At 66.4% G+C, this 25019-nt stretch carries 18 protein-coding genes; 5 read left to right on the top strand and 13 right to left on the bottom strand.

Annotation, left to right across the window (positions count from 1 at the left end; all coding sequences use genetic code 11):
- From relA to LQD11_RS07240, 3 genes are all read right to left on the bottom strand, one after another.
- Complete coding sequence (relA, locus tag LQD11_RS07250) at positions 1-2172, bottom strand: GTP diphosphokinase (protein ID WP_238616949.1); 2172 nt, start codon at positions 2170-2172, stop codon at positions 1-3.
- Between the two features lie 75 nt (positions 2173-2247).
- Positions 2248-4740: an ABC transporter permease gene (locus LQD11_RS07245; protein WP_238616948.1), complete on the bottom strand. Its 2493-nt coding sequence runs from the start codon at positions 4738-4740 to the stop codon at positions 2248-2250.
- Entirely contained in the window at positions 4737-5426 is a 690-nt protein-coding gene (locus LQD11_RS07240; protein ID WP_238616947.1) for an ABC transporter ATP-binding protein, read from the bottom strand. Before LQD11_RS07240 ends, LQD11_RS07245 begins: the two co-directional genes overlap by 4 nt.
- Between LQD11_RS07240 and LQD11_RS07235 the strand changes: the two genes are divergently transcribed.
- The gene (locus LQD11_RS07235; RefSeq protein WP_238616946.1) at positions 5425-6036 is read left to right on the top strand and encodes an arylesterase; all 612 of its coding nucleotides are present in this window, start codon (positions 5425-5427) and stop codon (positions 6034-6036) included. The two genes, LQD11_RS07240 and LQD11_RS07235, sit on opposite strands and share 2 nt — an antisense overlap.
- Positions 6037-6045: 9 nt before the next feature.
- On the opposite strand, the gene LQD11_RS07230 is transcribed toward LQD11_RS07235, so the two are convergent.
- Together LQD11_RS07230 and LQD11_RS07225 are read right to left on the bottom strand one after the other, a co-directional pair.
- Positions 6046-6732 carry an HAD family hydrolase gene (locus LQD11_RS07230; protein ID WP_238616945.1) on the bottom strand — a complete coding sequence of 229 codons (687 nt, stop codon included), beginning with the start codon at positions 6730-6732 and terminating at the stop codon, positions 6046-6048.
- A gap of 42 nt (positions 6733-6774) precedes the next feature.
- Positions 6775-8400, bottom strand: a complete 1626-nt coding sequence (locus tag LQD11_RS07225) for a methyl-accepting chemotaxis protein (RefSeq protein WP_238616944.1) — start codon at positions 8398-8400, stop codon at positions 6775-6777.
- Positions 8401-8600: 200 nt separating this feature from the next.
- Here LQD11_RS07225 and LQD11_RS07220 point away from each other — a divergent pair, with 200 nt between their 5' ends.
- The gene (locus LQD11_RS07220) at positions 8601-9059 is read left to right on the top strand and encodes a c-type cytochrome (RefSeq protein WP_238616943.1); all 459 of its coding nucleotides are present in this window, start codon (positions 8601-8603) and stop codon (positions 9057-9059) included.
- A 55-nt stretch (positions 9060-9114) separates the two neighbouring features.
- Here the strand turns inward: LQD11_RS07220 and LQD11_RS07215 are convergent, their stop codons facing one another.
- The 4 genes from LQD11_RS07215 to LQD11_RS07200 are packed head-to-tail and all read right to left on the bottom strand — an operon-like array spanning position 9115 to position 14243.
- A complete protein-coding gene (locus tag LQD11_RS07215; protein ID WP_008931322.1) occupies positions 9115-9801 on the bottom strand; it encodes a cytochrome b/b6 domain-containing protein in 687 nt (228 codons plus the stop codon).
- A 60-nt stretch (positions 9802-9861) separates the two neighbouring features.
- Positions 9862-10962, bottom strand: coding sequence for a lipocalin-like domain-containing protein (locus tag LQD11_RS07210; RefSeq protein ID WP_420828258.1), 1101 nt, complete (start codon positions 10960-10962; stop codon positions 9862-9864).
- 33 nt (positions 10963-10995) lie between these two features.
- Positions 10996-13512 carry an ABC transporter permease gene (locus LQD11_RS07205; RefSeq protein WP_238616942.1) on the bottom strand — a complete coding sequence of 839 codons (2517 nt, stop codon included), beginning with the start codon at positions 13510-13512 and terminating at the stop codon, positions 10996-10998.
- Positions 13509-14243 (bottom strand): ABC transporter ATP-binding protein, encoded by a 735-nt coding sequence (locus LQD11_RS07200; RefSeq protein WP_238616941.1) that lies wholly within the window; start codon positions 14241-14243, stop codon positions 13509-13511. The genes LQD11_RS07205 and LQD11_RS07200 overlap by 4 nt, the downstream gene beginning before the upstream one ends.
- A gap of 107 nt (positions 14244-14350) precedes the next feature.
- On the opposite strand from LQD11_RS07200, the gene LQD11_RS07195 reads away from it, so the two are divergent.
- From LQD11_RS07195 to mgtE (LQD11_RS07185), 3 genes are all read left to right on the top strand, one after another.
- On the top strand, positions 14351-15532 hold the full coding sequence (locus tag LQD11_RS07195) for a glycosyltransferase (protein ID WP_238616940.1): 1182 nt from the start codon (positions 14351-14353) through the stop codon (positions 15530-15532).
- A gap of 154 nt (positions 15533-15686) precedes the next feature.
- Positions 15687-17057, top strand: a complete 1371-nt coding sequence (gene mgtE, locus LQD11_RS07190; protein WP_238616939.1) for a magnesium transporter — start codon at positions 15687-15689, stop codon at positions 17055-17057.
- 1 nt (position 17058) lies between these two features.
- Positions 17059-18426, top strand: a complete 1368-nt coding sequence (gene mgtE / locus LQD11_RS07185; protein WP_238616938.1) for a magnesium transporter — start codon at positions 17059-17061, stop codon at positions 18424-18426.
- Positions 18427-18429: 3 nt separating this feature from the next.
- On the opposite strand, the gene recJ is transcribed toward mgtE (LQD11_RS07185), so the two are convergent.
- The 4 genes from recJ to LQD11_RS07165 are packed head-to-tail and all read right to left on the bottom strand — an operon-like array spanning position 18430 to position 25014.
- A complete protein-coding gene (gene recJ / locus LQD11_RS07180) occupies positions 18430-20142 on the bottom strand; it encodes a single-stranded-DNA-specific exonuclease RecJ (protein ID WP_238616937.1) in 1713 nt (570 codons plus the stop codon).
- Positions 20139-21206 carry a hypothetical protein gene (locus LQD11_RS07175; RefSeq protein WP_238616936.1) on the bottom strand — a complete coding sequence of 356 codons (1068 nt, stop codon included), beginning with the start codon at positions 21204-21206 and terminating at the stop codon, positions 20139-20141. Before LQD11_RS07175 ends, recJ begins: the two co-directional genes overlap by 4 nt.
- On the bottom strand, positions 21203-22342 hold the full coding sequence (locus tag LQD11_RS07170) for an ATP-binding response regulator (RefSeq protein WP_238616935.1): 1140 nt from the start codon (positions 22340-22342) through the stop codon (positions 21203-21205). The genes LQD11_RS07175 and LQD11_RS07170 overlap by 4 nt, the downstream gene beginning before the upstream one ends.
- The gene (locus LQD11_RS07165) at positions 22339-25014 is read right to left on the bottom strand and encodes a PAS domain S-box protein (protein WP_238616934.1); all 2676 of its coding nucleotides are present in this window, start codon (positions 25012-25014) and stop codon (positions 22339-22341) included. Before LQD11_RS07165 ends, LQD11_RS07170 begins: the two co-directional genes overlap by 4 nt.
- Positions 25015-25019 lie beyond the last annotated feature (5 nt).

The raw sequence follows: 25019 nt of genomic DNA, 5'->3' as shown, positions 1-25019 counted from the left end.
CTAGCCGGTGGCCACCCGTCTCACCGCAAAGATGTTCGGCAGGGCGCCGATCTTGTCCATCACCGTGCTGAGTTGCCCCGTATCGGTGATCTCCAGGGTCAGATCCATGGTCACGGTGCGCTCCGCCGGGTCGGTACGGGTGGAGGCGGCCAGGACATTGACCCGATCATTGGCCAGCACCTGGGTGATGTCCCGCAACAGCCCCTGACGATCAAAGGCCTCCACATGCACCACCACCGGGTAGGCCTGGCGTTCCTCGCCCCAGCTCACCTCCACCAGGCGATAGCGCTTTTCGGTGGGCATGCGCAGGATATTGACACAGTCCCGCCGATGAATGGTGACACCCTTGCCCCGGGTGATGAAACCGACAATGGGATCTCCCGGCACCGGGCGGCAGCAGCGGGCCACCTGGGTGAGCAGATTGCCCACGCCCCGGATCTGGATCCCTTTTTCGCCGCTGCCGCCCTTGTCCGCGGGACGGCGGCTGCGCCGCCCCATGAGGGTTTCCTCGGCGGTCAGGGTGATGGGCACCTGAAGGGCACTGGAAAGCTGGGCCGGCGTGATCTCGCCGGCGCCGATGGCCACCAGCAGCTCTTCCCGGCTGGGCTGGTGGAAGCGCCGGATCAGTTCCTCCATGTCGGGTTCGGCAACGCCCTGGCGATGGGCCTCCCGTTCCAGGATCTGGCGTCCTTCCTGGAGGTTCTTGTCATGATCCTGGAGCTTGAACCAGCTGCGTGCCTTCGACCGCGCCCGGGAGGTGCGCAGATACCCCATGTTGGGATTCATCCAGTCCCGGCTGGGGCCGCCCTGACGGGTGGTGAGAACCTCGACCCGTTCGCCGGAGCGCAGCTCGTGGGTCAGTGGCACGATGCGTCCGTTGACCTTGGCGCCCCGGCAGCGATGGCCCACCTCGGTGTGGATGGCATAGGCAAAATCCAGCGGGGTGGAGCCCTTGGGCAGATCCACCACATCCCCCCTGGGGGTCAGCACGAAGACCCGGTCCTGGAACAGCTCGGAGCGGAAGTCCTCCAGCAGTTCCCGGTCATCCTCCTGGTGCTCCAGCAGGCGTCGGAGGGAGGCGATGGCGCGCATCAGGGCCTGGTCCTCCCGTCCGCCTTCCTTGTAGCGCCAATGGGCGGCCACCCCCAACTCGGCGAAGGCATCCATGTCGCGGGTGCGGATCTGTACCTCCACCACCTTGCCATTGGGACCGATCACCGCCGTGTGCAGGGATTGATAGCCGTTGTCCTTGGGATTGGCGATGTAGTCGTCAAACTCCTTGGGTATATGGGGCCAGCGGCTATGCACCACCCCCAGCACCGCGTAGCAGGTGGCGACCTTGTCGACGATCACCCGCACCGCCCGCAGGTCGTACAGATCCTGGAACTCCAGCTGCTTGCGGTCCATCTTCTTCCAGATGCTGTAGATGTGCTTGGGCCGCCCCCGCACCTCCCCTTCCACCTGCTCCTCCGCCAGCGCCCGACGCAGACGCTCGGTGAAGTCCTGAATGTACTGTTCCCGCTCCAGCCGGCTTTCTTCCAGCAGCTTGGCCACCATGCGGTAGTGATCCGGGTCCTGGATGCGGAAGGCCAGGTCCTCCATCTCCCACTTGACCTGGGCCACGCCCAGGCGGTTGGCCAGGGGAGTGAAGATTTCCTGGGTCTCCCGGGCGTAGGCCCGGGCCAGGGCATCCGGCTCCTGGGACATCAGTCGCAGATGCTGCAGGCGATAGGCCAGCTTGATGAGCACCGCCCGCACATCATCCACCATCGCCAGCAACATGCGGCGCAATCGCTCGGCCTGCTCAGGGGCGCCGTCCAGTTGACCCGGAGCACTGCGGAAGGTGGTGAGCAGATGCACGTTCTTCACCAGCCGGGCCACCGGCTCGCCGAAGTGGCGGGACAGATCCTCGTCGGAAAGGCTGCCATCGAAATGGGCATCCAGCAACAGGGCCGCGATCAGGGTGTCCTTGTCCACCCCCAGTACCCGCAGGTTCTCGGCCACATCCAGGCAATGGGGCTGCCGGGGCTGACGCTCATGCTCGGCCAGGGCATGGGTCAGGGCCATGGAAAGACGCACGTCGGTCCCCCCGCCGGGAGGCGTGAAACGCGCCACCAGGGCTTCGCGGGACTCGTGAACCAGGGATGACTTGTCGTATCGGGTATGACGCATGGGCGCAAAGTATATCCATCTGTGGCTGCCGGGGCGATCTCCGCCCACCGGCAGCAGGTTCCATGGGTATCGGTATCAGGTGAGCTGACGCAGGGTGAGCAGCGGCGGCTGACGCAGCACGGAACGGGCGCCCAGCCAGCCGGCCAGTCCCACTCCCAGGGCACCGCCACCGATGCCCAGCACCCAAAGCCAGGGGTTGAAGGCATAGGAGAGGTCGAACACCTGGCGGGCCAGCACCCAGCCGATGCCGCTGGCGCCCGCGCTGGCCAAAAGGCCTGCCAGGGCGCCCATCACGGTGAATTCCGCCAGCAGGCCCACCAGCACCTGACGCCGACCGGCGCCCAGGGTGCGCAGGATGGCACTTTCGCGCCGGCGCAGATCGCGGGTGGCGTGAATGGCCGCGTAGAGCACGGTCACTCCCGCCGCCAGGGTGAACAGGAACACGTATTCCACCGCCAGGCTGGCCCGGTCGATGATGTCGCGCACCTGCTGCATCAAGGCCCGCACGTCCAGGATGGTGATGCTGGGGAACTGCCTCACCATCGCCGTCAGCAGGTCCGCACGCCCCTCCGCCAGGTGGAAGCTGGTCACATAGGTCATGGGCTGATCGTCCAGCAGGACCGGCGGCGACAGCACGAAAAAGTTCACGTTGAAGGAATCCCAGTCCACGCTGCGCAGACTGGTGACCCGGCCGGTCACGATCTCGCCGGACACATTGAATTCCAGCACGTCGCCCAGCGTAAGGCCCAGGGTTTGTGCCAGACCCTCCTCGATGGAAAACTCCCGGCCGTCGGTGTCGTCGGACCACCACTGCCCCGCCACCACCCGGTTGTCCGGCCGCGGATCACGGGCAAAGGAGAGGTTGAACTCCCGGGAGGCCAGCCTCTCCGCCCGAGGGTTGGCGAACGTCTCCGGACGCACCGGCTCGTCGTTCACCGCCGTCAGACGCCCGCGGATCATGGGGTAATAGGTCGGCGCCGGCAGACCCTCGCGCTCGAACAGCGCCCGCAGGGGCTCCACTTGGTCCGGCTGGACATTGATCATGAAGTGATTGGGGGCCTCCGGCGGCAGGCTGCCCTCCCAGCTGGAAAGCAGATCCACCCGCACCAGCGCCAGCAACAGCAGGGCCATGATCCCCAGACCAAAGGCCGCCAGCTGGACCGCGCTCAAGGCCCCGCGCCGGGACAGGTTGGCCAGACCGAATCGCAGCGCCACCCCGCCCCGGGTGCGCAGGGGCTTGAGTCCCAGCACCAGCGCCCAGGCCGCGCCCCACAGCATCACCACCGTCAGACCGGCACCGCCCAGGACCCAGGCCGCCAGCCGTACATCCCCCGCCTGCCACAGCAACAGTCCGCCCAGGGCGGTCAGGGCCAGCACCAGGGCCAGCCACATGGCGGGGGGCGGCGCCCCCAGATCACGCCGCAGCACCCGCAGCGGCGGCACCTGGCCGATCCGCAGCAGAGCCGGCAGGCCAAAACCCAGGGCGGTGACCACCCCCACCCCAAGACCCGTGAATGCCGGCCACAGGGATGGCAACGGCAACGTGCCCGGGAACCACTGGGCCAGCAGGGCCGCCAGGAACCCCTGGGCCAGGAAGCCGAGCGTCAGCCCCACGGCACTGGCCAGCAGGGCCAGCCAGAGGATGCGCAGGATGAAGACCTGTAGCACGAAGGCCCGGGACGCCCCCAGGCAGCGCATGACGGCGCTCACATCGGACTGACGATCGCTGTAGTGCCGGGCCGCCACCGCCACCGCGCCTCCCGCCAGCAGCACCGCCACCAGAGCCGCCAGCCCCAGAAACTGCTCGCCCCGGGCGATGGCACCCTGCAGTTCGGGTCGGGCATCACCGACCCCTTCCAGACGCTCCCGCTCCGTCAGGTTCGCACCGGCCCAGTCACGAAACGCCGCCACCTGGGATTCGGTGCCGGCCACCAGCAGGCGGTGACTCACCCGGCTGCCCGGCACCACCAGCCCGGTGGCTTCCAGGTCTTCCAGGGGGATCAGCACCCGGGGTCCCAGCTGAAACAGGTCACCGCCCCGGTCCGGCTCATAGGTCAGAACCCGGGTCAGGGTCATCTCCAGGTCCCCCACCTGCAGTCGATCACCCACCGCCAGGCCCAGCAACTGGAAAAGGCGGGGTTCGGCCCAGGCCTCGCCCCGCCCGGGCACCTCGCGGCTTTCCCGCTCGTCCCCGAAGAGGACATCACTGACCCGCACCGAACCCCGCAGCGGCCAGCCGTCGCTGACGGCCTTGACCTCGGTAAGCTGGGAGTCATCGCCGGCCATGACCACGCTGGGGAAGCTCACATGACGGGCCGTCTCCAGTCCCAGGCGCGAGGCCTCCCGGGGCACGGCCGGTGCCAGGGGGGCGGACGAGGTGATGCTCAGATCCCCTCCCAACAACTGGGTGGCCTGCTGGGACATGCCCCGCTGCACCCGGTCGGTGAAGAAGCTGACCGAGGTGACGGCCGCCACCGCGATGACCAGGGCCATGGCCAGGATGCGCAGCTCACCGGCGCGCCATTCCCGTCCCAGGGACAGCCAGGAATACCGCAACACCTGGTTCATGCCGCCTCCAGCACGCCGTCATTGAGCCGGTAGCGACGCTCGCAGCGGGCCGCCAGCGCCATGTCATGGGTCACCAGCACCAGGGCCGTGCCGTAGACCGCCTTGAGATTGAACAGCAGGCGGATGATCTGTTCTCCGGTCTGCTGGTCCAGATTGCCGGTGGGTTCATCGGCAAACAGTACCCGGGGATGGGCGGCAAAGGCCCGGGCGATGGCCACCCGCTGCTGCTCGCCGCCGGAAAGCTGGCCGGGATAATGGGCCATTCGCCGGGCCAGGCCCACCTGCTCCAGGGCCTCCATGGCTCCGGCTCGGGCATCCCCGGCCCGCCCGGACAGTTCCAGGGTCAGCATCACGTTCTCCAGCGCGGTCAGGGCCGGCAGCAGCTGGAAGGACTGAAACACGAATCCCACCTGACCGGCCCGCAGCATGGCCCGCTGATCCTCGGTAAGACCGCCCAGGGAACGACCCAGCAACTGAACCTCGCCGTCCGTGGGCAGGTCCAACCCCGCCAGCAGGCCCAGCAGGGTGGACTTGCCCGAACCGGAAGCACCGACGATGGCCACCACCTCGGCATTTGCCACCGTCAGGTCCACACCCTTTAGAATGCCAAGTTCACCACCCGGGCCATGAACGGATTTGACCAGACCGCTTGCCGACACCACGGCGGCAGAGGATTGAGACACCATGGGATCACGACTCCTTTTTTTTCTGTGCTTGTTGTGCCTGCCCGCCGCGGCGGCGGCCGAACGTCCTGCCCTGCTGATCATGGGTGACAGCCTGAGTGCTGCCTGGGGCATCCCCGTGGAACAGGGCTGGGTGGCCCTGCTGGAACGGCGCCTGGAGGAAAGCGGTCAGGCCTGGACCGTGGTCAACGCCAGCATCAGCGGGGAGACCAGCCGCGGCGGCCTGACCCGCCTGCCCCGCGCCCTGGAACGGCACCAGCCCGAGCTGGTGATCATCAGCCTTGGCGGCAATGACGGATTGCGGGGCATCGCCCTGGGCGAAATCCGGGAGAACCTGTCCCGCATGATCCGACTGAGCCGGGACAGCGGCGCGGAGGTACTGCTGGTGGGGATGCAGGTGCCGCCCAACTTGGGCAGACATTTTACCGAGAGGTTCCACCGGATCTACCATGAACTGGCCGAGGAATATCAGGTTCCGCTGGTGCCGTTCCTGCTGGAGGGGGTGGCCCTGGAGCCGGACCTGATGCAGGCGGACGGCATCCACCCCACCGCCGAGGCCCAGCCGATCATGCTGGACACGGTATGGACGGTGCTGGAGGCGGTGCTGGAATAGCCGGACGCCTCAGCGAGGCAACAGCCGGGCCGGCAGTTCCGACACCGACCGCAGGGTCAGATCCGGTGGCGAGCCGCCGCTCTCCCAGGCCAGGGAATGGGGATTGACCCAGGCGGTGCGCATCCCCACCCGGGCCGCGCCACGCACATCCCGCTCCGCGTCATCCCCCACGTGCAGGGTCTCGGATGCAGCCACGCCGGCCTCGTCCAGGGCGGCGGTGAAAATCCGTGCCGATGGCTTGGCGGCCCCGGCGGCGGCGGAGGTGATCACGAAATCGAACCGATCACCGATGCCGATGTGATGCACGCAGGCATTGCCGTTGGTGATGGCGCCGATGCGGAAATGCCCCCGCAGACGATCCAGGGTCTCCAGCACGTCATCGTAGAGGGAAACCTGGTTGCGGGCCTCCCAGAACACCCGGAACGCCGGTTCCACCAGTTCGTCCCCATAGCCCGACTGGGCCGCCAGGATGCGCAACCAGTGCTTGCGCAGCCGGGTCATGTCGTAGTGCAAGTGCCGGCGCTCGGCAAACCAGGCCTGACGGTGACGGATCATGTCCTCCAGGCCATGACGCTCGGCAATGCGTGGATAGTGGACCCCGAGCCAGTCATGAAAGACCCGTTCCGCGTTCTGGATCACCGGGGCACAGTCCCACAGGGTGTCATCCAGGTCGAAGGTGATGCAGCGTATGTTCATCCCGCAAGCATACCCAGTTGCGCGGTCGGAATACAGCCACGGCTAAATCCTGAATCGCTCCACCGAACTCCTGAGTTCGGCCGCCAGACGGGCCAGATCATGGGCAGCCTGGGCGGTTTCCTGGGCCCCGGAGGAGACGTCATGACCGCTCTCGCTGATGCGCACCACATTCTGGTTGATGTCCTCGGCCACGGCGCTCTGCTCCTCCGCCGCGCTGGCGATCTGGCTGCTCATGTCGGTGATGGTGCCCACCGCGGCGACGATGGTGCGCAGGGACTTGTCCGCCTCGCCGGCTCCGGCCGAGGTGTCCTCCGCCCGCTTGCGGCCCGACTGCATCACCTGCACGGCGGCCCTGGCGCCATCCTGCAGCGTCTTGATCATGGATTCGATCTCCCGGGTGGAGGTCTGGGTCCGGCTGGCCAGGGTGCGCACCTCGTCCGCCACCACCGCAAACCCGCGTCCCTGCTCCCCGGCCCGGGCGGCCTCGATGGCCGCGTTCAGGGCCAGCAGGTTGGTCTGCTCGGCAATGCCCTGGATGACGTCCAGCACCGCCCCGATCTTCTCGCTGTCCGCCTCCAGCTTCTGGATCACGTCGGCGGCCCGGCTGATCTCATCCGCCAGTTCCTGGATGGCCCGGATGGCCTGGGTCGAGATGGCCTGGGATTCGCGGGATTCGTCGTTGGCCTTCGCCGCGGCCGCCGATGCCTCCGAGGCACTACGGGCGACCTCGACCACGGTGGCCGTCATCTCGTTCATGGCCGTGGCCACCAGTTCCGTCTGGGACTGCTGCTCACCCACGCGACGCAAGGTCTGCTCGGTCACCGTGGAGAGCTGTTCCGATGCCGCCGCCAGCTGGGCGGCGGCACCACTCACCTGTCCCAGAATGTTACGGAAACTGTCCCCCATGTCGTTGAAGGCACGAGCGACCCGAGCCAGTTCGTCATTTCCTTCGACCGGCACCCTGACCTGGAGATCCCCCTGGGCCATGCGACCGCTGGCAGTGACCAGCTGGTCCATGGAGGCAGTGATCCGCTTCATGAGGAACCATCCGGTTGCCCCCGTGACGGACACACCAAGCAACAGGATCAGTATCATCCCGTTCTGAATGCGCTGGTGAAACACCAGGGATTCATCGTAAACCTGCCGACCCACCTCCAGCTGAAGATTCATCATTTCCCGCAGAATGTCCGTGGTCTGCTGATAGGTGCCGGCCAGATCACCCATCACGATTCGCTCACCTTCCTGCCAGTTCCAGGATTGCAAGGCACTCACCAGCGGATCGAATCCCCGGCGCTGAAGCTCGCTGCGCCGGGCGTCGAAACTGCTCGCCAGCTGGGCTTCACGGGGAGTGAGATAAGTCTGCATGTACTCCGCCCAGATCCCGTCCATGGCCCGCTGATTCTCCCGGACCCGGGTGATGGCCGCGTCGATCACTTCCTGCCTGGGGTCACTCAGTGCCATCCGCAGGCTCATGCGGGAACTCATCAGCATTTCGCTGATGGATCCCAACTGTCCCATGGGCACCAGCCTGTCGTCGTAAACGGTCTTGAGCTGTCGTTCCACCTGAGTCATGCCCATCAGCCCCACGAACGCGACACCCGCCATCAGGAGAATCCCTGTCAGGATCATGAAGATGAGGCGCTGGCGGACGGTCAGATGGATTCCCATGACATGCTCCTTGAGTGTGGCTGCCTTTGATCTGGAAGAGATCGCCCCTCCACGACACAAAGACGATCATAGACAATGTCGGCCAACGCGGGCATTACTTGAACGTGGTTCGGTCATGGATCTGAATCGGGCGTTACATACTTAGAAGGAATTGATAGACTTGCCGCTCGCTGATTCAGTAACAATGGAGAGACGACACCATGAAGACCACAGCAAGGGCACTGATTGCCGGACTGGTCCTGACTTTGGCCGCGGGCACCGCATGGGCCGTGGAAGCGGATGATGCCATCGAGTATCGCAAGGCCGTGTTCCAGGTCTTCAAGTGGAACATGGGTCCCATGGGCGCCATGGCCCAGGGCGACAGACCCTTTGACCGCGAGGTCCTGGCCAAGCATGCCGAACAGATGGCCCGCACCGCCGATCTGCCCTGGCAGGGTTATGTGGACGGTTCCGATCTGGGTGACACCGCCTCCAAGCCGGAAGTCTGGACCAACCGCGCCCGCTTCGATGAGCTGGCCCGCAATTTCGAGGCTCAGGCCGCCCGTCTGCTGGAGGTGGTGAACAGTGATGCCGGCGAGCGCGAGATCCGCATGGAGATCGGTCGCCTGGGTCAGGCCTGCCGGACCTGTCACGACGATTTCCGGATTTCCCGCCGCTGATCGGGAGGCAGGGGGGCCGCCCCCCTGCCCATGCCTGAGGGGAAACCCTCCGGCATCAGGGGATGTAGGTGATCCCCGCCCACACCAGAGCGGAACAGACCGCCAGCAGCAGCACCGCCCACCATACGTTGGCAAACTTCACATCCTCGGCCCCGTACCAGGTCACCCGCTTGCGCCCGGTGATCATGGGCAGGATCAGGTTATCCCGCTTCAGCAGCCAGTACAGCAGCACGGCCGTGACATGGATGCCCACCATGATCAGGATCAGGTCGAAGTTGAGCTTGTGCAGACCGGTCAGCCAGTCACTGGTGGACGAAGACACCATGCGGGCGAAGGGTCCCCGGTTGAAGATCTGATCATTGGCAAACAGACCGGTGAAGGACTGGAACATCAAAAGGCCCAGCATGATCATCACCGCCCAGCCCCCCATGGGATTGTGACCGGGATGCCGATGGCCATCGCCGGTGAACAGGCCCTTGAAATACTGGAACACCGTCACCGGACCGGCGAGAAAATCCGAGAAGCGGGCCGACCGGGTCCCCATCACCCCCCAGAGGATCCGGAACAGCAGCAGGGCGATCAGCGCATACCCTAGCCACATGTGCCAATGCAGGGTCATCACGTCCCGGCTGGTGTACCACAGCCCGAACAGCAGGATCACCAGGGACCAGTGAAAGAGCCGAGTGGGCAGATCCCAGATCCGGATGATCTTGCCGTAATGTCTTGCATACCCCTTATCCATGAAACCTCCCGATGGCAGTCGACACAGCCGACCATACCAAAAACAGCGGCTGAAAATACCTCAATACCCCGTCATCTCCACATAGCCCCGTCCGGTCACCTCGCCTGCCTCCAGCACATCCACCGCCCCTTCCCAGTAACGCACCGAAAGATCCATCTCCTGATCCGGACGCACCGCCCGGATCTCCATTACCCGCCCCTGCACCGGCAGATGCAGGCGCCAGGCCACCGGGTAGCGATGCCCCGTCGGTCCGGTCCAGCGTTCCAGCACTTCCAGACGGGCCTGATCGACTCCGATCACCGCGGATTCTCCCTCCGGCGTCACCCACAATCCCTTGCTGAAGGGATCCTCGCTACCGTCTTCCCGCCGGAACCGGTAGTACATCACGTCATGCCCGTCCGCCAGCTGCAGGGAAAACCAGTCCCACCCCACCTGCCCCTCCTCCAGCGCGCTGGTGCTCCACTCCCGGTCCATCCAGGACAGGCCGGACACCCCATGTTCGCGTCCCTGGATACGAATCACCCCCTCGGTCCGCAGACGGGTGAAGGAATAGTAGTAAGAGGCATTGCCCGGTGCCGCGGACTTGCGGCTCAGGCCCCGGTCCCCCTGCAGGACATGGGGCTTTTGCGGCATCAGCCGAAGCTCAAGCTCGATGTCGCCGGATGAGGCCGTCAGCCGCCAGGGAAAGTCATTGCCCCCATCGGATGCCAGCACCCAATCATCCAGCCAGACCCGGAATGGGTCCAACCGTGCCCCGGCCAGCCCCATGGCGCCCCGGGAAAACCGCTCGAAGGCGCGATGCCCGATACCCGCCACGTCCGTGACCGCTAGATGGGCCATCCAGACCTGGTTGGTGGCCCAGGCCGAGGCGGATTCCGGGACCGTCGGTGTCAGGCTTACCCGGAAGAAGGTGATCTGATAGCCGAACCGACGCCCCGCCTCGTCGTCCAGGTTGCCGGTGATATACCACCACTCGTTGCGAAACCCGGGATGGGGGCCGTGATCCTCGGGAAAGAGGAAGGTCCGGGGCTTGATGGCGCGTTCAAAGCCCTCATCCAGGTCGCCGCCCAGCAGGGTCATGGCATCCAGGGGCTGCGCCTCGGGCACACCGGGTCCGGGACTGCAGGCCGTCAGCCACACGACCGACAAGACCAGGGTCAGTACGCCAGGGAATGGTTTCCGGATCCACATGGGCTACGCCTCCCGCAGATGTTCGGCTGGACGCACCCGGGCCATGCGATAGCCGGGATATGCACCGGCCAGCAGGGATGCCGTCAGGGCCAGCAGCAGCCCCTCGACCAGTACCGCCGGCGGCAGGGTCCGGGTCATGCTCCAGCCGAAGGAACGCTGATTGATCACCTCGATCAGGACATCGGACATGAGCATTCCCAGGGGGATCGCCGCCAGACCGGCGGCCAGGCCCAGCAGCAGGCTCTGCAAGGTCACCATGCCCGCCAACTGCAAGGGGGTCATGCCGGTGGCCCGCAATACCGCGTGCTCACGGGACCGCTCCAGTTGCAGGGCCATGAGGGCACTGAGGATGCCGATGAAGGCCACCCCCACGGTAAGCAGCCGCAGAACATGGGTGACGGCGAAGGTGCGGTCGAAAATGGCCATGGACTGGGCGTGAATCTCGCCGGCGGCGGTGATCAGCACCGGCTCATCCAGCGTGGCGGCCAGCGTTCGGAGTTCGGACAACCCGCGCTCCAGGCTCACCCCCGAGGCCAGGTTCAGCCCCAGCGATGCCACGCCGGGATCATCCCAGTATCGGTCATAGAGTGTCCGATGCAGCGTGACCATACCCTGGGCCGCGCTATAGTCCCGCACGACCCCTACCACCTGGAAGGCGCGCTCGCCCCGATCCGTGGGCAGAGTCAGGGCGTCGCCGACACCAATGCCCTTGCGCCAGGCCAGCGGTTCCGAGATCAGGATCACCTCGTCGGTGACCAAGCGCTGCCAGATCCGGGCCGATGAGCCCCCTTCAAGATAGACATAACCGTCGGGCGTCCGCGGGGAAGGGTCGATGGCCATCATTTCCAGAGGCCCCGAAGGCGTATGGAGATGGACCCGACGGGCGGTGCTCAGGTCGGTCACCGAGGGCAGCGCCGCCACTCGGGCCGGCAGGCCGTCGGGCAACACCGGATTCACCCCCAGACTGGAGCGGCCCGGGGCACTCACGTAGAGATCACTCTGCAAGGTCTGGCCCAGCCACAGGTCCACGCTGCCGCGGAAGCTGTCGACCATGATCCCCACGCCCACGGTGGCGGACACCGCAATGGCCAGAGCCGTGGCCGCCAGACCGGCGCGACTGATGCCGGCGCCGATGCCCCGGGCCGCCAGTCGCCCGGGGGCGCCGCACATGCGTCCCAATGGGCCGGAGAGCAGGCGAGCCATGAGCCACACCAGGGGCGGGATCAGGCAGGCATAGCCCAGGATCAGCAGGAACAGGGCAAAAAACCCCGACAGCAGGCTCTGACCGGGCCAGCCCGCCAGCAGAAAACCGGATAGCATGAGCATCCCGCCCGCCGGTAACAACCAGGGCAGAACCCGTCGCACCCGGTGCTCCAGCCCGGAACGACGCAAGGCCTCCCGGGGACTCACGCCCGACGCCTCCCAGGCAGGTCCCAGGGCCGCGATCAGGGTCACCCCCAAGCCCAGCAGCAGCCCCTTCAGGATCACCGCCGGCCCCAGGGCCAACTGGGTCACGGTGACCACGAAATACAGGTCCGTGACCGTCCGCGTGACCATGTGAACCAGCCCCTGGCCGATCAGGATGCCGGCCACCAGGCCCAGCAGGCTGCCCACCAGCCCCAACAAGGCCGCCTCGACGATGATCCGTCCGGACACCCCCGCCCGGGTCATGCCCTGCATGCGCAGATTGCCCAGCAGGTGACGGCGCCTGAGAACCGCAAAGGTCAGGGTGTTGTAGATCAGGAAGGCGCCCACCAGCAGGGCCAGCAGACTCATGGCCAGCAGATTGACGTGAAAGGCCCGGCTCAGCTCGGCGGTGGCACGGGTACGGGACTCGGCCGTCTCCACCCTGACCCCCGGCGGCAGGATCTCCCGCAGCCGGTCCACGTGCCCCTCATCGGTCAGAATCAGGTCGATGCGATCCAGGCGGCCGTGACGCCGGAGCAGGTCCTGGGCGGTGGCGATGTCCGTCAGCACGTAGCCCTCCAGCCCCGGCTCATCGCTCTCCACGAGCCCCACGATGGTCACCGCATGGACGGTGGCACCCACCACGAGGGAAAAGGTCTCATCCTCCGCCAGACCCAATCGCGTCGCCGTGTTCGCCGCCAGCATCACCGTGCCCGGCTCGGTGATCAGTCGGTTGATGCGCCCGTCCCGGCCGCCGGCGGCATGGTCCCGGAACGGCCGTTCGGCAAAGGGTTCCAGCCCCAGCAGGATGAAGGTCTCGCCGTGGATCCGCGCATGGCCCTCCACCACCGGGGCACTGTCCCGGAATCCCTGCAGGCGCAGCTGCGTGTAGAGCCCCTCCTCCAGTCCGCCGGGGCCGCCAACGAGCTGGTGGGTGGTCCGCCCCGTGACCGTCTCCATGGACAGCCCAAAGGCGCGGGAGGCACTGCTGTTGGCAATGTCCACCGCCACCACGATGGCCACCCCCAGGGCCACGCCCAGGACGGCAAAGATCAGGTTCCAGGGATGGCGGCGGTGATCCCGGATCAGGGCCCGGGCCGTCAGCCGCCTCATGACGTCCCCCGAGACTGCAGATGACCATCCACCAGTTCCCAGACATGGTCGGCCAGGGCCGCTACCTCCGGACTGTGGGTCACCAGCACCAGCGTGCGTCCCTGCTCCCTTGCCAGCCCATGCAGCAGTGCCATCACCCGGGCCCCGGTTTCCGCATCCAGATTGCCGGTGGGTTCATCCGCCAGCAGCAGGGGCGGCTCGTGGACCAGGGCCCGGGCAATGGCCACCCGCTGCTGTTCACCACCGGAGAGGCGATCGGGGAAGGTATCGCGCCGGTCCGCCAGGTCCACCGTTTGCAGCAAGGCCATGACCCGTCGCATCCGCTCCCCGGTGGGCACACCGTTGAGTTCCAGGGGCAGAGCCACGTTTTCCGCCACCGTCAGAGTGGGGATCAGATTGAAAAACTGGTAGATGAAGCCCACCCGGGCGCGACGGTGGAGGGTCCGGTCACGCTCGGCCAGGCTGTCCAGGCGCCGACCTTCCACCAGGATCCTGCCATGATCCGGGGCCTCGATGCCGCAGATCAGGTTCAGCAGCGTGGACTTGCCCGAGCCGGAGCGTCCCACCAGGGCCACGATCTCGCCGGCATGGATCCGAGCCGTCACCCGGTCCAGCACTACCCGTGCCTTCCCGCCCTCCCGAAAGGACTTGCTCACCGCCTCCAGCACCACCAGGGCCTCCCGGGCGGCGACGGTCGTCGGCTCTGTGGTCTGCGTCTGCCGATACTCCATGACTACGAATCCTCCGTTCACAGAATCGTCATGTGAAAACCTTAACATCAGCGGCCGAAACGGCCCCGGCGGGCCGATCCTGATACCCAAGGGGAGTGCACCGGCCCGTGAAGATCCTGATGATCAGTGATGTGTTCTTCCCTCGCATCAACGGTGTCTCCACTTCCATCGCCACCTTCCGGCGTCAGCTGCGCCGGGAAGGGCATGACGTCACCCTGATCGCGCCGGCCTACCCCGCGGGACATGAGGGAGAATCCCATATCCTGCGCATCCCCTCCCGCTACGTGGTCCTGGACCCGGAGGACCGGATGATGAAGGCCCGGCGGATCATGGCCCATGCCGATGAACTGGCCCGGGAAGGGTTCGACCTCATCCATGTGCACACCCCCTTCGTGGCCCATCACGCAGGTCTGGCCCTGGGACGGCGACTGGGCATCCCGGTGGTAGAGTCCTACCATACCTATTTCGAGGAATACCTGTTCCATTACCTCTCCTTTCTGCCCCGGACCTGGATGCGATCCGTGGCGCGTCACCTGTCACGGCGTCAGTGCAATCAGGTGGATGCGGTCGTCGTCCCCTCCCGGGCCATGGCCGAGATCCTGACGGGCTACGGGGTGAAAACCCCCATGTCCATCATCCCCACGGGGATTCATCAGGAGGCCTTCGCCGGCGGGGACGGCGCCGCGTTCCGCCACCGCATGGGCATCGACCACGACACCCCCCTGCTGGTTCATGTGGGACGGATTGCCTTCGAGAAGAACATCGATGCCCTGCTGCACATGATGGTCGACGTCCGCCGGACCATCCCCGACGCCATGCTGGTGATCGCCGGCGACGGACCCGCCATGGGCCATATCCGCCGCCTTACCGGGCAACTGGGGCTGGAACCGGCGATACGGTTTGCCGGTTACCTGGATCGGCGCACCACCCTGCTGGATTGCTACCGGGCCGGCAACGGCTTCGTCTTCGCCTCCCGCACCGAAACCCAGGGACTGGTTCTGCTGGAGGCCATGGCCCTGGGCGTGCCGGTGGTCTCCACCGCCGTCATGGGTACCCGGGACATCCTCTCCACCGGCGAGGGCGCCCTGGTGGCGGCGGATGACCGGGACCTGGCGCGACAGGCCATCCGACTGCTGTCCGATCCGGAGCTGCAACAGACCCTGTCGCACCAGGCCCGGCAATGCGCCCTGGCCTGGAGTGCGCCGGAGATGGCCGCGCGCATGCTGGCGCTTTACGGCGAAGTCAGTCACGGCGCCCGGGTTGACGGGCTGTCACGAGACATTCCGTAGCGCCGGACGGATTGCTATAATCGACCGCCCTGCACCCAGAGGCGGCCGATGCCCATGGCGCCGTCCCCGGTTCCCGTAACACGCATCGCTTGAGCGACCCTCCCCCGTGCCATCCGTTGCCGCGGATGGAGTGTGTCCTTGGCGGAGGCTGCCGATGGAGTTGGAATTCGAACAATACCTGCCCGAGATCCGCGAACTCCTGGCGCGGGACGAGCACGAGGCCCTGCGCCGTACCCTGGACTCCATGCGCATCCAGGACATCGCCCATGTGCTGATGGCCCTGGAAGATGATGCCGTGGAACGGGTTTTCAACGCCCTTGCCCGCGGCCGCAAGGTGGACGTCTTTTCCTACCTGGATCCCCATCACCAGCACGCCCTGCTGGACCGCATCGCCCAGGCCGATGCCCGCCATATCCTGTCGGAGATGCTGCCCGACGACCTCACCGCCCTGCTGGAGGATCTGCCCCGGGACGAGGTGCGCCGGCTGCTGCGGCTGTTGCCCTTTCGCGCCATCCGCCGTGCCCTCACCCTGCTGGACTACCCGGATAACAGCGTCGGGCGCCTGATGACCCCCGAGTTCGTCGCCGTGGCGGCGGACTGGTCCATCCAGGACAGTCTGGACTTCATCCGGGTGCAGAAGGCACGGGGCGAGATGGCCAACGTGATCTTCGTCATCGATGACGAGCGTCGCCTGCTGACCAGCATCCCCCTGGGGCGTTTCGTCATGGGCCGGGCCGACGAGCCGGTCTCCAGCCTGGGCACCGAGCCCATGATCACCCTTTCCGTCAACGCGGATCGAGCCGAGGCGGTCCGGTTGATCCAGCACTATGACCTGGAAGTGCTGCCGGTCACCGACGATGACGGGGTGCTGCTGGGCATCGTCACCGTGGATGACGTGATGGACGTGGTGAAGGAAGAAACCACCGAGGACTTCCACAAGCTGGGCTCGGTGGGCGCCCTCAACCTGAGCCTGCGGGATGCCCGGCCTTCGCTGCTCTACCGCAAGCGCATCGGCTGGCTGCTGGTGCTGGTGTTCCTGAACATGTTCGGCGGCATCGCCATCGCCAGTTTCGAGGACACCATCTCGGCGGTGGTGGTGCTGGTGTTCTTCCTGCCCCTGATCATCGCCTCCGGCGGCAACGCGGGGGCCCAGGCCTCCACCCTGATGGTCCGGGCCATGGCCACGGGAGACGTGAAATCCTCCGACTGGTTCCGGCTCTGGGGCAAGGAGCTGTTGGTGGCCACCTCCCTGGGCCTGACCATGGGCATTGCCGTCTCGGCAGTGGGCCTGTGGCGGGGCGGCCCCGAGATCGCCCTGCTGGTGGCCATGGCCATGGCCATGGTGGTGGTGGTGGGCAGCATGGTGGGAATGATACTGCCCTTCATCCTCAGCCTGGCGCGCCTGGACCCGGCCACCGCCAGCGCCCCCCTGGTGACCTCGGTGGCGGACGTGGCCGGCATCCTGATCTATTTCAGCCTGGCCGTGGCGATTCTGAACCTGCCCGCCGCCGGTGGAGGCCTGTGACATGACCGAGACTGCCACCCTGGAACGCCCCGGCCTGGCCGATCTACCCGCCCTGCTGGTGGAACAGGACTGGGAGTGCATCCAGGCCCTGCTGGCGGATCTGGCGGAGCCGGACATCGCCCACGCCCTGCCCGGACTGGCGCGGGCCGAACGGGTGCGGCTGATGCAGCTGCTGCCGCCGGAGCGGGCCTCCTCGGTCTATGCCTACCTGGATACCGGCCTGCAGACCGAGCTACTGGAGGATCTCACCGACGAGGAAAAGACGCGCCTCATCGGTGAACTGTCCTACGACGATGCCGCCGCCATCCTGGACGAACTGCCGGATGAACACACCGATTCCCTGATGGAGATGCTGCCGGAGGCGGACCAGCAGGTGCTCAAGGCCCTGCTGGCCTTCCCGGAGCACAGCGCCGGCCGTCTCATGACCCCGGAGTTCGTGGCCCTCTCCCCTGCCTGGACCGTGCGCGAGGCCCTGGATCATGTGCGTGAACAGGCCCATGTGGGGGAGACCCTCAACACCCTGTTCATCACCGATGACGCGGGTCGCCTGCTGGGCTGGATCAGCCTCCAGGACCTGCTGCTCTCCCGTCCCCGGACCCGAGTGGAACAGCACTACCACCGGGATGTGATCCGCATCCACACCCAGGAAGACCGGGAAGAGGCAGCCCGCCTGATCGGCCACTATGACCTGCAGGCCTTGCCGGTGGTCGACGAGGACAACATCCTGGCGGGCATCATCACCGTGGACGACGTCATGGACGTGGTGGAGAAGGAAGACACCGAGGACTTTCACAAGATGGGCTCGGTGGGCGTGCTCAACCTGAGCGTGAAGGATGCCACCGCCGGCATGCTTTACCGTAAGCGCATCGGCTGGCTGGTGATCCTGGTGGTGGTGAACATCATGAGCGGGGCCGCCATCGCCTTCTTCGAGGCGGCCATCGAGAAGGTGGTGGCCCTGGTGTTCTTCCTGCCCATGGTCATCGCCTCCGGCGGCAACGCGGGGGCCCAGGCCTCCACCCTGATGGTGCGCGCCCTGGCCACCGGCGATGTCCAGGCCCGGGACTGGTTCCGGCTCTGGGGCAAGGAGTTGGTGGTGGCCCTGGGCCTGGGCACCACCCTGGGACTGGCGGTCTGGCTCATCGGTCTGTGGCTGGGGGGCACGGAAGTGGCCATCGCCATCGCCATCTCCATGGTGCTGGTGGTCATCACCGGCAGCATGTTCGGCATGGTACTGCCCTTCATCCTGGCCCGGTTCAGGCTGGACCCGGCCACCGCCAGCGCCCCCCTGGTGACCTCGGTGGTGGACGTGGCCGGCATCGTGATGTACTTCGCCGTGGCCACCCTGGTGCTGCGGATGGCGGGGATGTAGCGCTCAGAAGACGTGCTCCACCATCATCTGGACCGAGCACAGGCCCCGGTACTCGTTGCTGTCCAGACGATAGGCCAGGTGCATCCGGTCCCGGTCCTCCGGCCAGTCATCCGGATCGGCGTTGAAGGCAATGCCGGTGATCGCTTCCCTCCCTTCGGGATGGCGCAGGCGCAGGCGCAGATGCCTGCCCTTGAGCCAGCGTCGCTCCAGCACCAGGAACTCCCCGTCGAACAAGGGTTCCGGGAAACCCTGCCCCCAGGGTCCCCCGGCGCGCAGGGCCTCGGCGGCCTCCAGGGTCAGCTCATGGGGGGCCAGCGGGCCGTCGCTGAGGACCACCCCTTCCAGCGCCGCCGGATCGACGCGCCGGCGCACGGTCTCGTCAAACACCCGCCGGAAGGTCTCGAAATGCGCCACCGGCAGGCTCAGACCCGCCGCCATGGCATGGCCGCCGAACTTGCTCACCAGGCCCGGATGGGCCGTGGCAATGGCATCCAGGGCATCCCGGACATGCAGCCCGGGGATGGAGCGGGCCGACCCCTTGAGCAGACCGTCACCGGCATCGGCGAAGGCAATCACCGGCCGGTGCACCCGGTCCTTGATGCGGGAGGCCACGATGCCGATCACCCCCTGATGCCAGGTCGGTTCATACAGGCACAGGCCGTGACCCGCCGTCTCCGTCAGCCCGCCTTCCAGCAGCCGACTCAGGCCGTCCAGGGCCTGATCCTGCATCTGCGCCTCCACCTCACGGCGATCCCGGTTCAGGTCGTCCAGGGCCTGCGCCAGGGTCAGGGCGCGCACCGGATCATCGGTGAGCAAACATTCGATACCGATACCCATATCGTCCATGCGCCCGGCCGCATTCAGGCGCGGCCCGGCGGCAAACCCCAGGTCCGTGGCCACCGCCCGGGCCGGATTGCGGCCCGCCACCTGCAGCAAGGCCAGGATCCCCGGCGCCGCCTGCCCGGCCCGCATGCGCCGTAACCCCTGCTCCACCAGGATGCGATTGTTGCGATCCAGGGGCACCACGTCCGCCACGGTGCCCAGGGCCACCAGATCCAGCAGATTGCCCAGGTTGGGCTCGGGGATGCCCCGGTGCTGGAACCAGCCCTGCTCGCGCAGGTGGGCGCGCAGGGCCGCCATCACGTAGAAGATCACCCCGACCCCGGCCAGGGCCTTGCTGGGAAAGGGGTCATCGGCCAGATTGGGATTGACGATGGCCTCGGCCTCGGGCAGCCGCGCCCCGGGCAGGTGATGATCCGTCACCAGCACCCGCATGCCCAGGTCCCGGGCCGCCATCACCCCGTCCAGACTGGAGATGCCGTTGTCCACGGTCATGATCAGGTCCGGCCCCCGGCCCGCGGCCACCGCCACGATCTCCGGCGTCAGTCCGTAGCCGTACTCGAACCGGTTCGGCACCAGATAATCCACTGCCGCCGCCCCCATGGCCCGCAGGGCGCGCAGGGCCAGGGCGGTGCTGGTGGCGCCGTCGGCATCGAAATCCCCCACCACCAGGATCCGCTGCCCCTCGGCCAGGGCCTGGGCCAGCAGGGCCGTGGCCCGATCGATCCCGCCCAGGGCACGGAACGGGGCCAGACGGGACAGGGAGTGATCCAGCTCCGCCGGGTCCATGACACCCCGGTTGGCATAAAGCCGGGTCAGAAGGTCGGCGCCGTCGACCGCGGCCCGCGCCCGTTCCAGCCTGCGGGCGGCCTTCATGGGGCGTGCTCCGAGTCGGCGACCCCATGGTATTCGCCGAACGGACGGGGTCGCCGCCACCAGCGCCAGCGCGCCCGGCCATCCAGCCATACTCCCCGGCCATCCTCACCCTGGATCACCAGGTGCCGGAACCGGCCCCGCCCCAGGCCCTGACACAAGGGTTCGAACCAGGCCTGCTCCAGAGCGGCCAGGGCGTGCATCCAGGCCTCCAGGTCATCCGCGACGGCGGCCGCAAAAAGGTCTTCCAGCACCACCAGCACCGGCCCGGAGGTCCGCCATGCCGCGGCGGTGTCCGGTGGGGGATGCAGGGGCGTCCCGGTCCAGCGGCACAGCCCTTCCAGCAGCGGGCCGCGTCCGTGGGCCGCCACCCATCTCCCCGGCGGCGGCGGGTTGGGCCAGCGGCCGCCGCCCCAGAGCCACAGGCTGTTCACCGGGGCCTCGCCCCGGGCCTCCCGGGCCTCGTTCGCCGGCGCGCCGAACAGCAGCATCTGCAATTCCGTCAGATCCCGTTGCCAGTCCCGGGCGGCGGCACCCTCCCGGGGCAACAGCCCCCCCACCCGCTGTCCCATGGCACGGGAAAGGGGCACCGTGGTCAACCCTGGGTCCGCCTCCAGGTACAGATGCCATTGCCCGGGGGCGGTAGCGTGCAACGTCCAGGGGCGCGCCTGAAAATGATCATTGATCCGGGCGACCAGGGAATCGCTCTCCGCGTCGGTCAGCGACGGGCCGACGGCCCGGGAAAGGATCAGATCATCCATGCCCACCGTCAAATGCACCGGGTCGGCACAGAGCCAGTACCCTTCGGGCACGCCGTCGGTGACGGCCAGCCGGGTCAGGGCGCCCATGGGGGCATCGGCACCGGCGCCGAAATGCCGGCACAGCAGGGTTTCCAGGGCATCCGCGCAGGACTCGACCGGCCGGCCCCGCGACCACAACCATTCCAGCGCGGGATAGCGTCCCAGGCCGCCATAGTCGGCCTGCCACCGGGCAACGCGCATCAGCAGGCCCGGCAGGATCAGGTAAAGGGCCTGATCCGCCACCGGTGAAACGGGGTGCGGCATCATGTGAGTTCCCTGGTCGGCATAGCCCTGCCCACCGCCGGCGGCTGCCCCGACGCCAGTTGCCGATCCAGCAGGGCCATGAAGACCGGAATGTCCAGAGGCTTGGTCAGATATTCATCAAAACCAGCGGCTTTCCCGCGGGCCACATCCCGCTGGGTGGCATTGGCGGTCAGGGCAAAGACCGGCGTCGCCGCTGTCTGCACATCTTCCCGCAGGCACTGCAATACCCGATATCCGTCCATGCCCGGCATGTTGATGTCCAGAATGATCAGATCCGGCCGATGGCTGCGGGCCAGGGCCAGCCCCAGATCGGCGCTGGGCGCCTGCAACAGACGAATGCCCGGATACCTGGCCAGGATCTGTGCCACCAGGCGCAGGTTGGCCGGATTGTCGTCCACATGCAGGACACAGTGATGCAAGCCGTCGTCCCAGGAGGAATGCGGGGCGCCGTCGGTGCCTGTCGGTGCCGCCATCGAAGGTGCCTCCACCGCCACCGGCAACTCGAACCAGAACAGGCTCCCACCGCCCGGCCGGGGTTCCACTTCAATGCGGCCCCCCATCAGTTCCGTCAGACGCAAAGCGATACTCAGGCCGATGCCCGTCCCCTCGGTGATCGCCCCATCATCCTGCCCCAGGCGGTTAAAGGGTTCGAACAACTCGTCCAGACGCGAGGGATCGATGCCCGGGCCGGTATCGGCCACGCTCACCCGGATCGTCTCCCCCGCGGTGTCCAGCCGGGTCTCCAGCCACACTTCGCCTTCCGGGCGATTGTACTTGATGGCATTGGACATGAGATTGATCAGCACCTGCTTGAACCGGGTGCGATCAGCCAGCACCACGTGCGTCTCGGGGCAGCTCGGATGCAGGCGTATCCGCCGCTCTTCCGCCAAGGGACGCAGCAACATGACACACTCGGTCAGCACCGAGGCCATGGCCACCGGTTCCAGGGACAGCTCGATCTTGCCGGCCTCCAGCCGTGACAGATCCAGAATCTCGTTGATCAGTTCCAGCAGGTGCCGACCGCCACGCAGGATCTCGCGCACATTGTCCTGCTGCTCCTCACCCAACGCCGGGTCCGCTTCCAGCAACTGGGAAAACCCCAGTACCGCGTTCATGGGCGTTCTGAGTTCGTGACTCATGCGGGACAGGAATTCGGACTTGGCCCGGTTGGCCTGCTCCGCCCGCTCCTTGGCCTCATGCCACTGCTGCGAAGGTGACGTTCCTCCTCGGCACCGAGTGCGGCCGCCAGCAGGGTCAGCAGGCGCTGTTCCTCCTCGGTCGGGCGCCAGTGACGCACAAATACGACACACAGGGAACCCACCGCCTCACCCTGGCAATATACCTTGTGGCCGAAATAGGCCTTGAGGCCATAGCGCCGTATCGCCGGATCCGTCTCAAAATAGGGGGAGCGCTCCAGATCCTCGATGATGAGGCATTCCAGACCGGCGTCCTGGATCAGGCCATAGCAGACATGGCCTTCGGGGTCATCCTCCAGGGGCATATCCGGCGGACTGTTCCAATGGCCCAGGCTGCAGAGTCTGCCGTCGATCATTCGGTTGTACAAGGCCGCATCGCTGCCGAACAGTTCACCGCACAGACGGGTGATCTTCTGGACGTTGTCGTCAAAATTCGGTCCCATGCTGGACAGGCTTTCGGTCAGATTCATCAGTCGCCGCTCGGCCTGCTTGCGGTCGCTGATGTCGCGAAGGATGCCCAGTGCGTGCCAGCCCGTATCCAGATGCAGTGAGGACAGGGACAACTCAACCGTGATCTCCCGGCCGTCCTTGCAGCGGGTCTGCAGTTCCAGGGTGCGGCCGATGGCGTTGCCGCACCCGTTGCGTTCAAAATTCGCCAGCCTGCGCCGGGTGATACCCGGCATTCCCCCGGGCACGATCATGTCATGCAGGTTCCGACCGATCGCCTCTTCCCGGGAGAATCCAAGCAAGGCTTCCGCCGCCGGATTCCAGAAAGCCACCCGGCCGCCGGGCGCCATCAGGATGATGGCATCCCGGGCCGACTCGGTGATGGAACGCATCAGTGCGCGGCTCTTTTCCAGCGCCTGGGTGCGTTCCGCCACCAGTTGCTCCACGGTGAGCTGGCGAGCGCGCAGCAGGACCACCAGGCTGGTGGTCACCAGCGTCAACAATAACCCGGTGAGCGCGGCCATCCAGACCATGCCTCCCGGATGAGCCTGGAAAAATGCCGGCGTGGCCTGGGTTACCACCACGTAGCTGCGATCGAATTCCAGCAACGGCGACAGCCAGGTAAACGGCGCATGCCGGTCAGGCACCCACCCCTCATCCAGTTCCTCAAGGCCTTCGGGTGGCCTGGGATATTTGCCCAGCACCTCGGGTGGCCGTCCCTCCTTCAGCTCCAGCAGGGTAATGCGCAACAAGGTGGTTTCCGGGTCAAAAGCTCCCAGCGCCTTTTCCAGACCTGCCTGCAACGGCAGCTCGGCAATCACCACGCCTTCGATCTCGGGTGTGGAAGCAGGACCGAGCGCCGCCAGCCCGCCCACCGATCTGAAGGGGGCGGGCTGAAAAATCGCCACCCCCTTGCAGCACCGGTCCCAGACCATCAGGGAGATATTGTCGGTACTGCGCATGCGGCCCGTGGCCAGGGCCTCGCGCAGGGCCTGCCGACGCGGCGGACTGGAAGCCAGGTCAAATCCCATCATGGCCATGGTTTCATAAGGCGGCTCAACGAACAGGGCTGGGTAATAGAGTCTGTCTTCGGTCACGGTAACCCGTCTTGGCTCGCCATCTGGATCCTGTTCCCAGATCACGAACCCTTCCCAGTCCTCCCGATGTTGATGGATCTCGAAGGCCTCGTAGCCTTCCGCGGTCAACCTGGGCGCCCAGGCATAGACATTCACTGCCGAACCGGCGGCCATGGGTCTGACGTAGTCGGCAAACGTGCGCCAGTCCAGTGACTCATGACCCTGGGTGAAACGGGCAAGGCTTTTCAGGTCATGGGCCGTGCGCCGGAACATCTCCGCGATGTTGTCCACCTGGGAAGAAGCCAGACGCTCGAATATCTGCTGTTGCTCGCGCTGCTCCGCATCCCGGGCCATGCCCATATAGACCGTTGTCAGCACCAGGCCGGCCAGGGCCACGAACGCGGCCTCCACATAGACCGCACGGCGGCTACCCGGGCTCAGGGAGGGAGAGACATGTCGCGCATACCATCCCCCGAGCAGCAGGATCATGACCAGCACCCCCCCTGCCGCCAACGGCCAGATGCGGGCTTGGTGGATCAGGCGCCACCATCCCATCGCCGGCAGATCCACACCCACCACCACCAGCACCTCGCCGGTCCGAGGGTGCAATATCGGCGCCAGGGCACTGACAAAATGACCGAACTCATCCTGGTAACCCGCGGTGGTGGTGGCACGACCGCTGGCCATCACCCAGTCCAGTTCGGGAGGCGGACGCAGATAGAGAGTACCCGGCGGGCTGGCCAGATCATCATTGACCCGATAACTTTCAGGACCGAAGCGATAGCGGCCATCCCGCCGGCTGACCGTCCAGATACCGCGATATCCGGCGGCCTCGGCGTAATCGGCCAGTTGTCGGCTCAGGGCCTGAAACACGGGATGCTGTTCGTCGGTCGGAGAAAAACTCAGCGAGGCCACGTCCTGCCATTGAATCGCAGCCGCGATCTGGCGGGTTTCAATCAGCAAACGCTCCCGATGATCCATTGCCGTGACATCGGCACGCCATCCGGACAGCACGATGGCCACCATGAACAGGCCGGTCACCATCAGTCCGTAGAGCAGTCTGGGATCTATTCTCTGTCCGGCATTACCCACGCCGA

Source organism: Ectothiorhodospira shaposhnikovii (assembly GCF_022227765.1).
In the GTDB taxonomy this organism is placed as follows: domain Bacteria; phylum Pseudomonadota; class Gammaproteobacteria; order Ectothiorhodospirales; family Ectothiorhodospiraceae; genus Ectothiorhodospira.
Note: the sequence above shows the minus strand (reverse complement) of the source record. Positions and strands in the feature narration are given on the sequence as shown.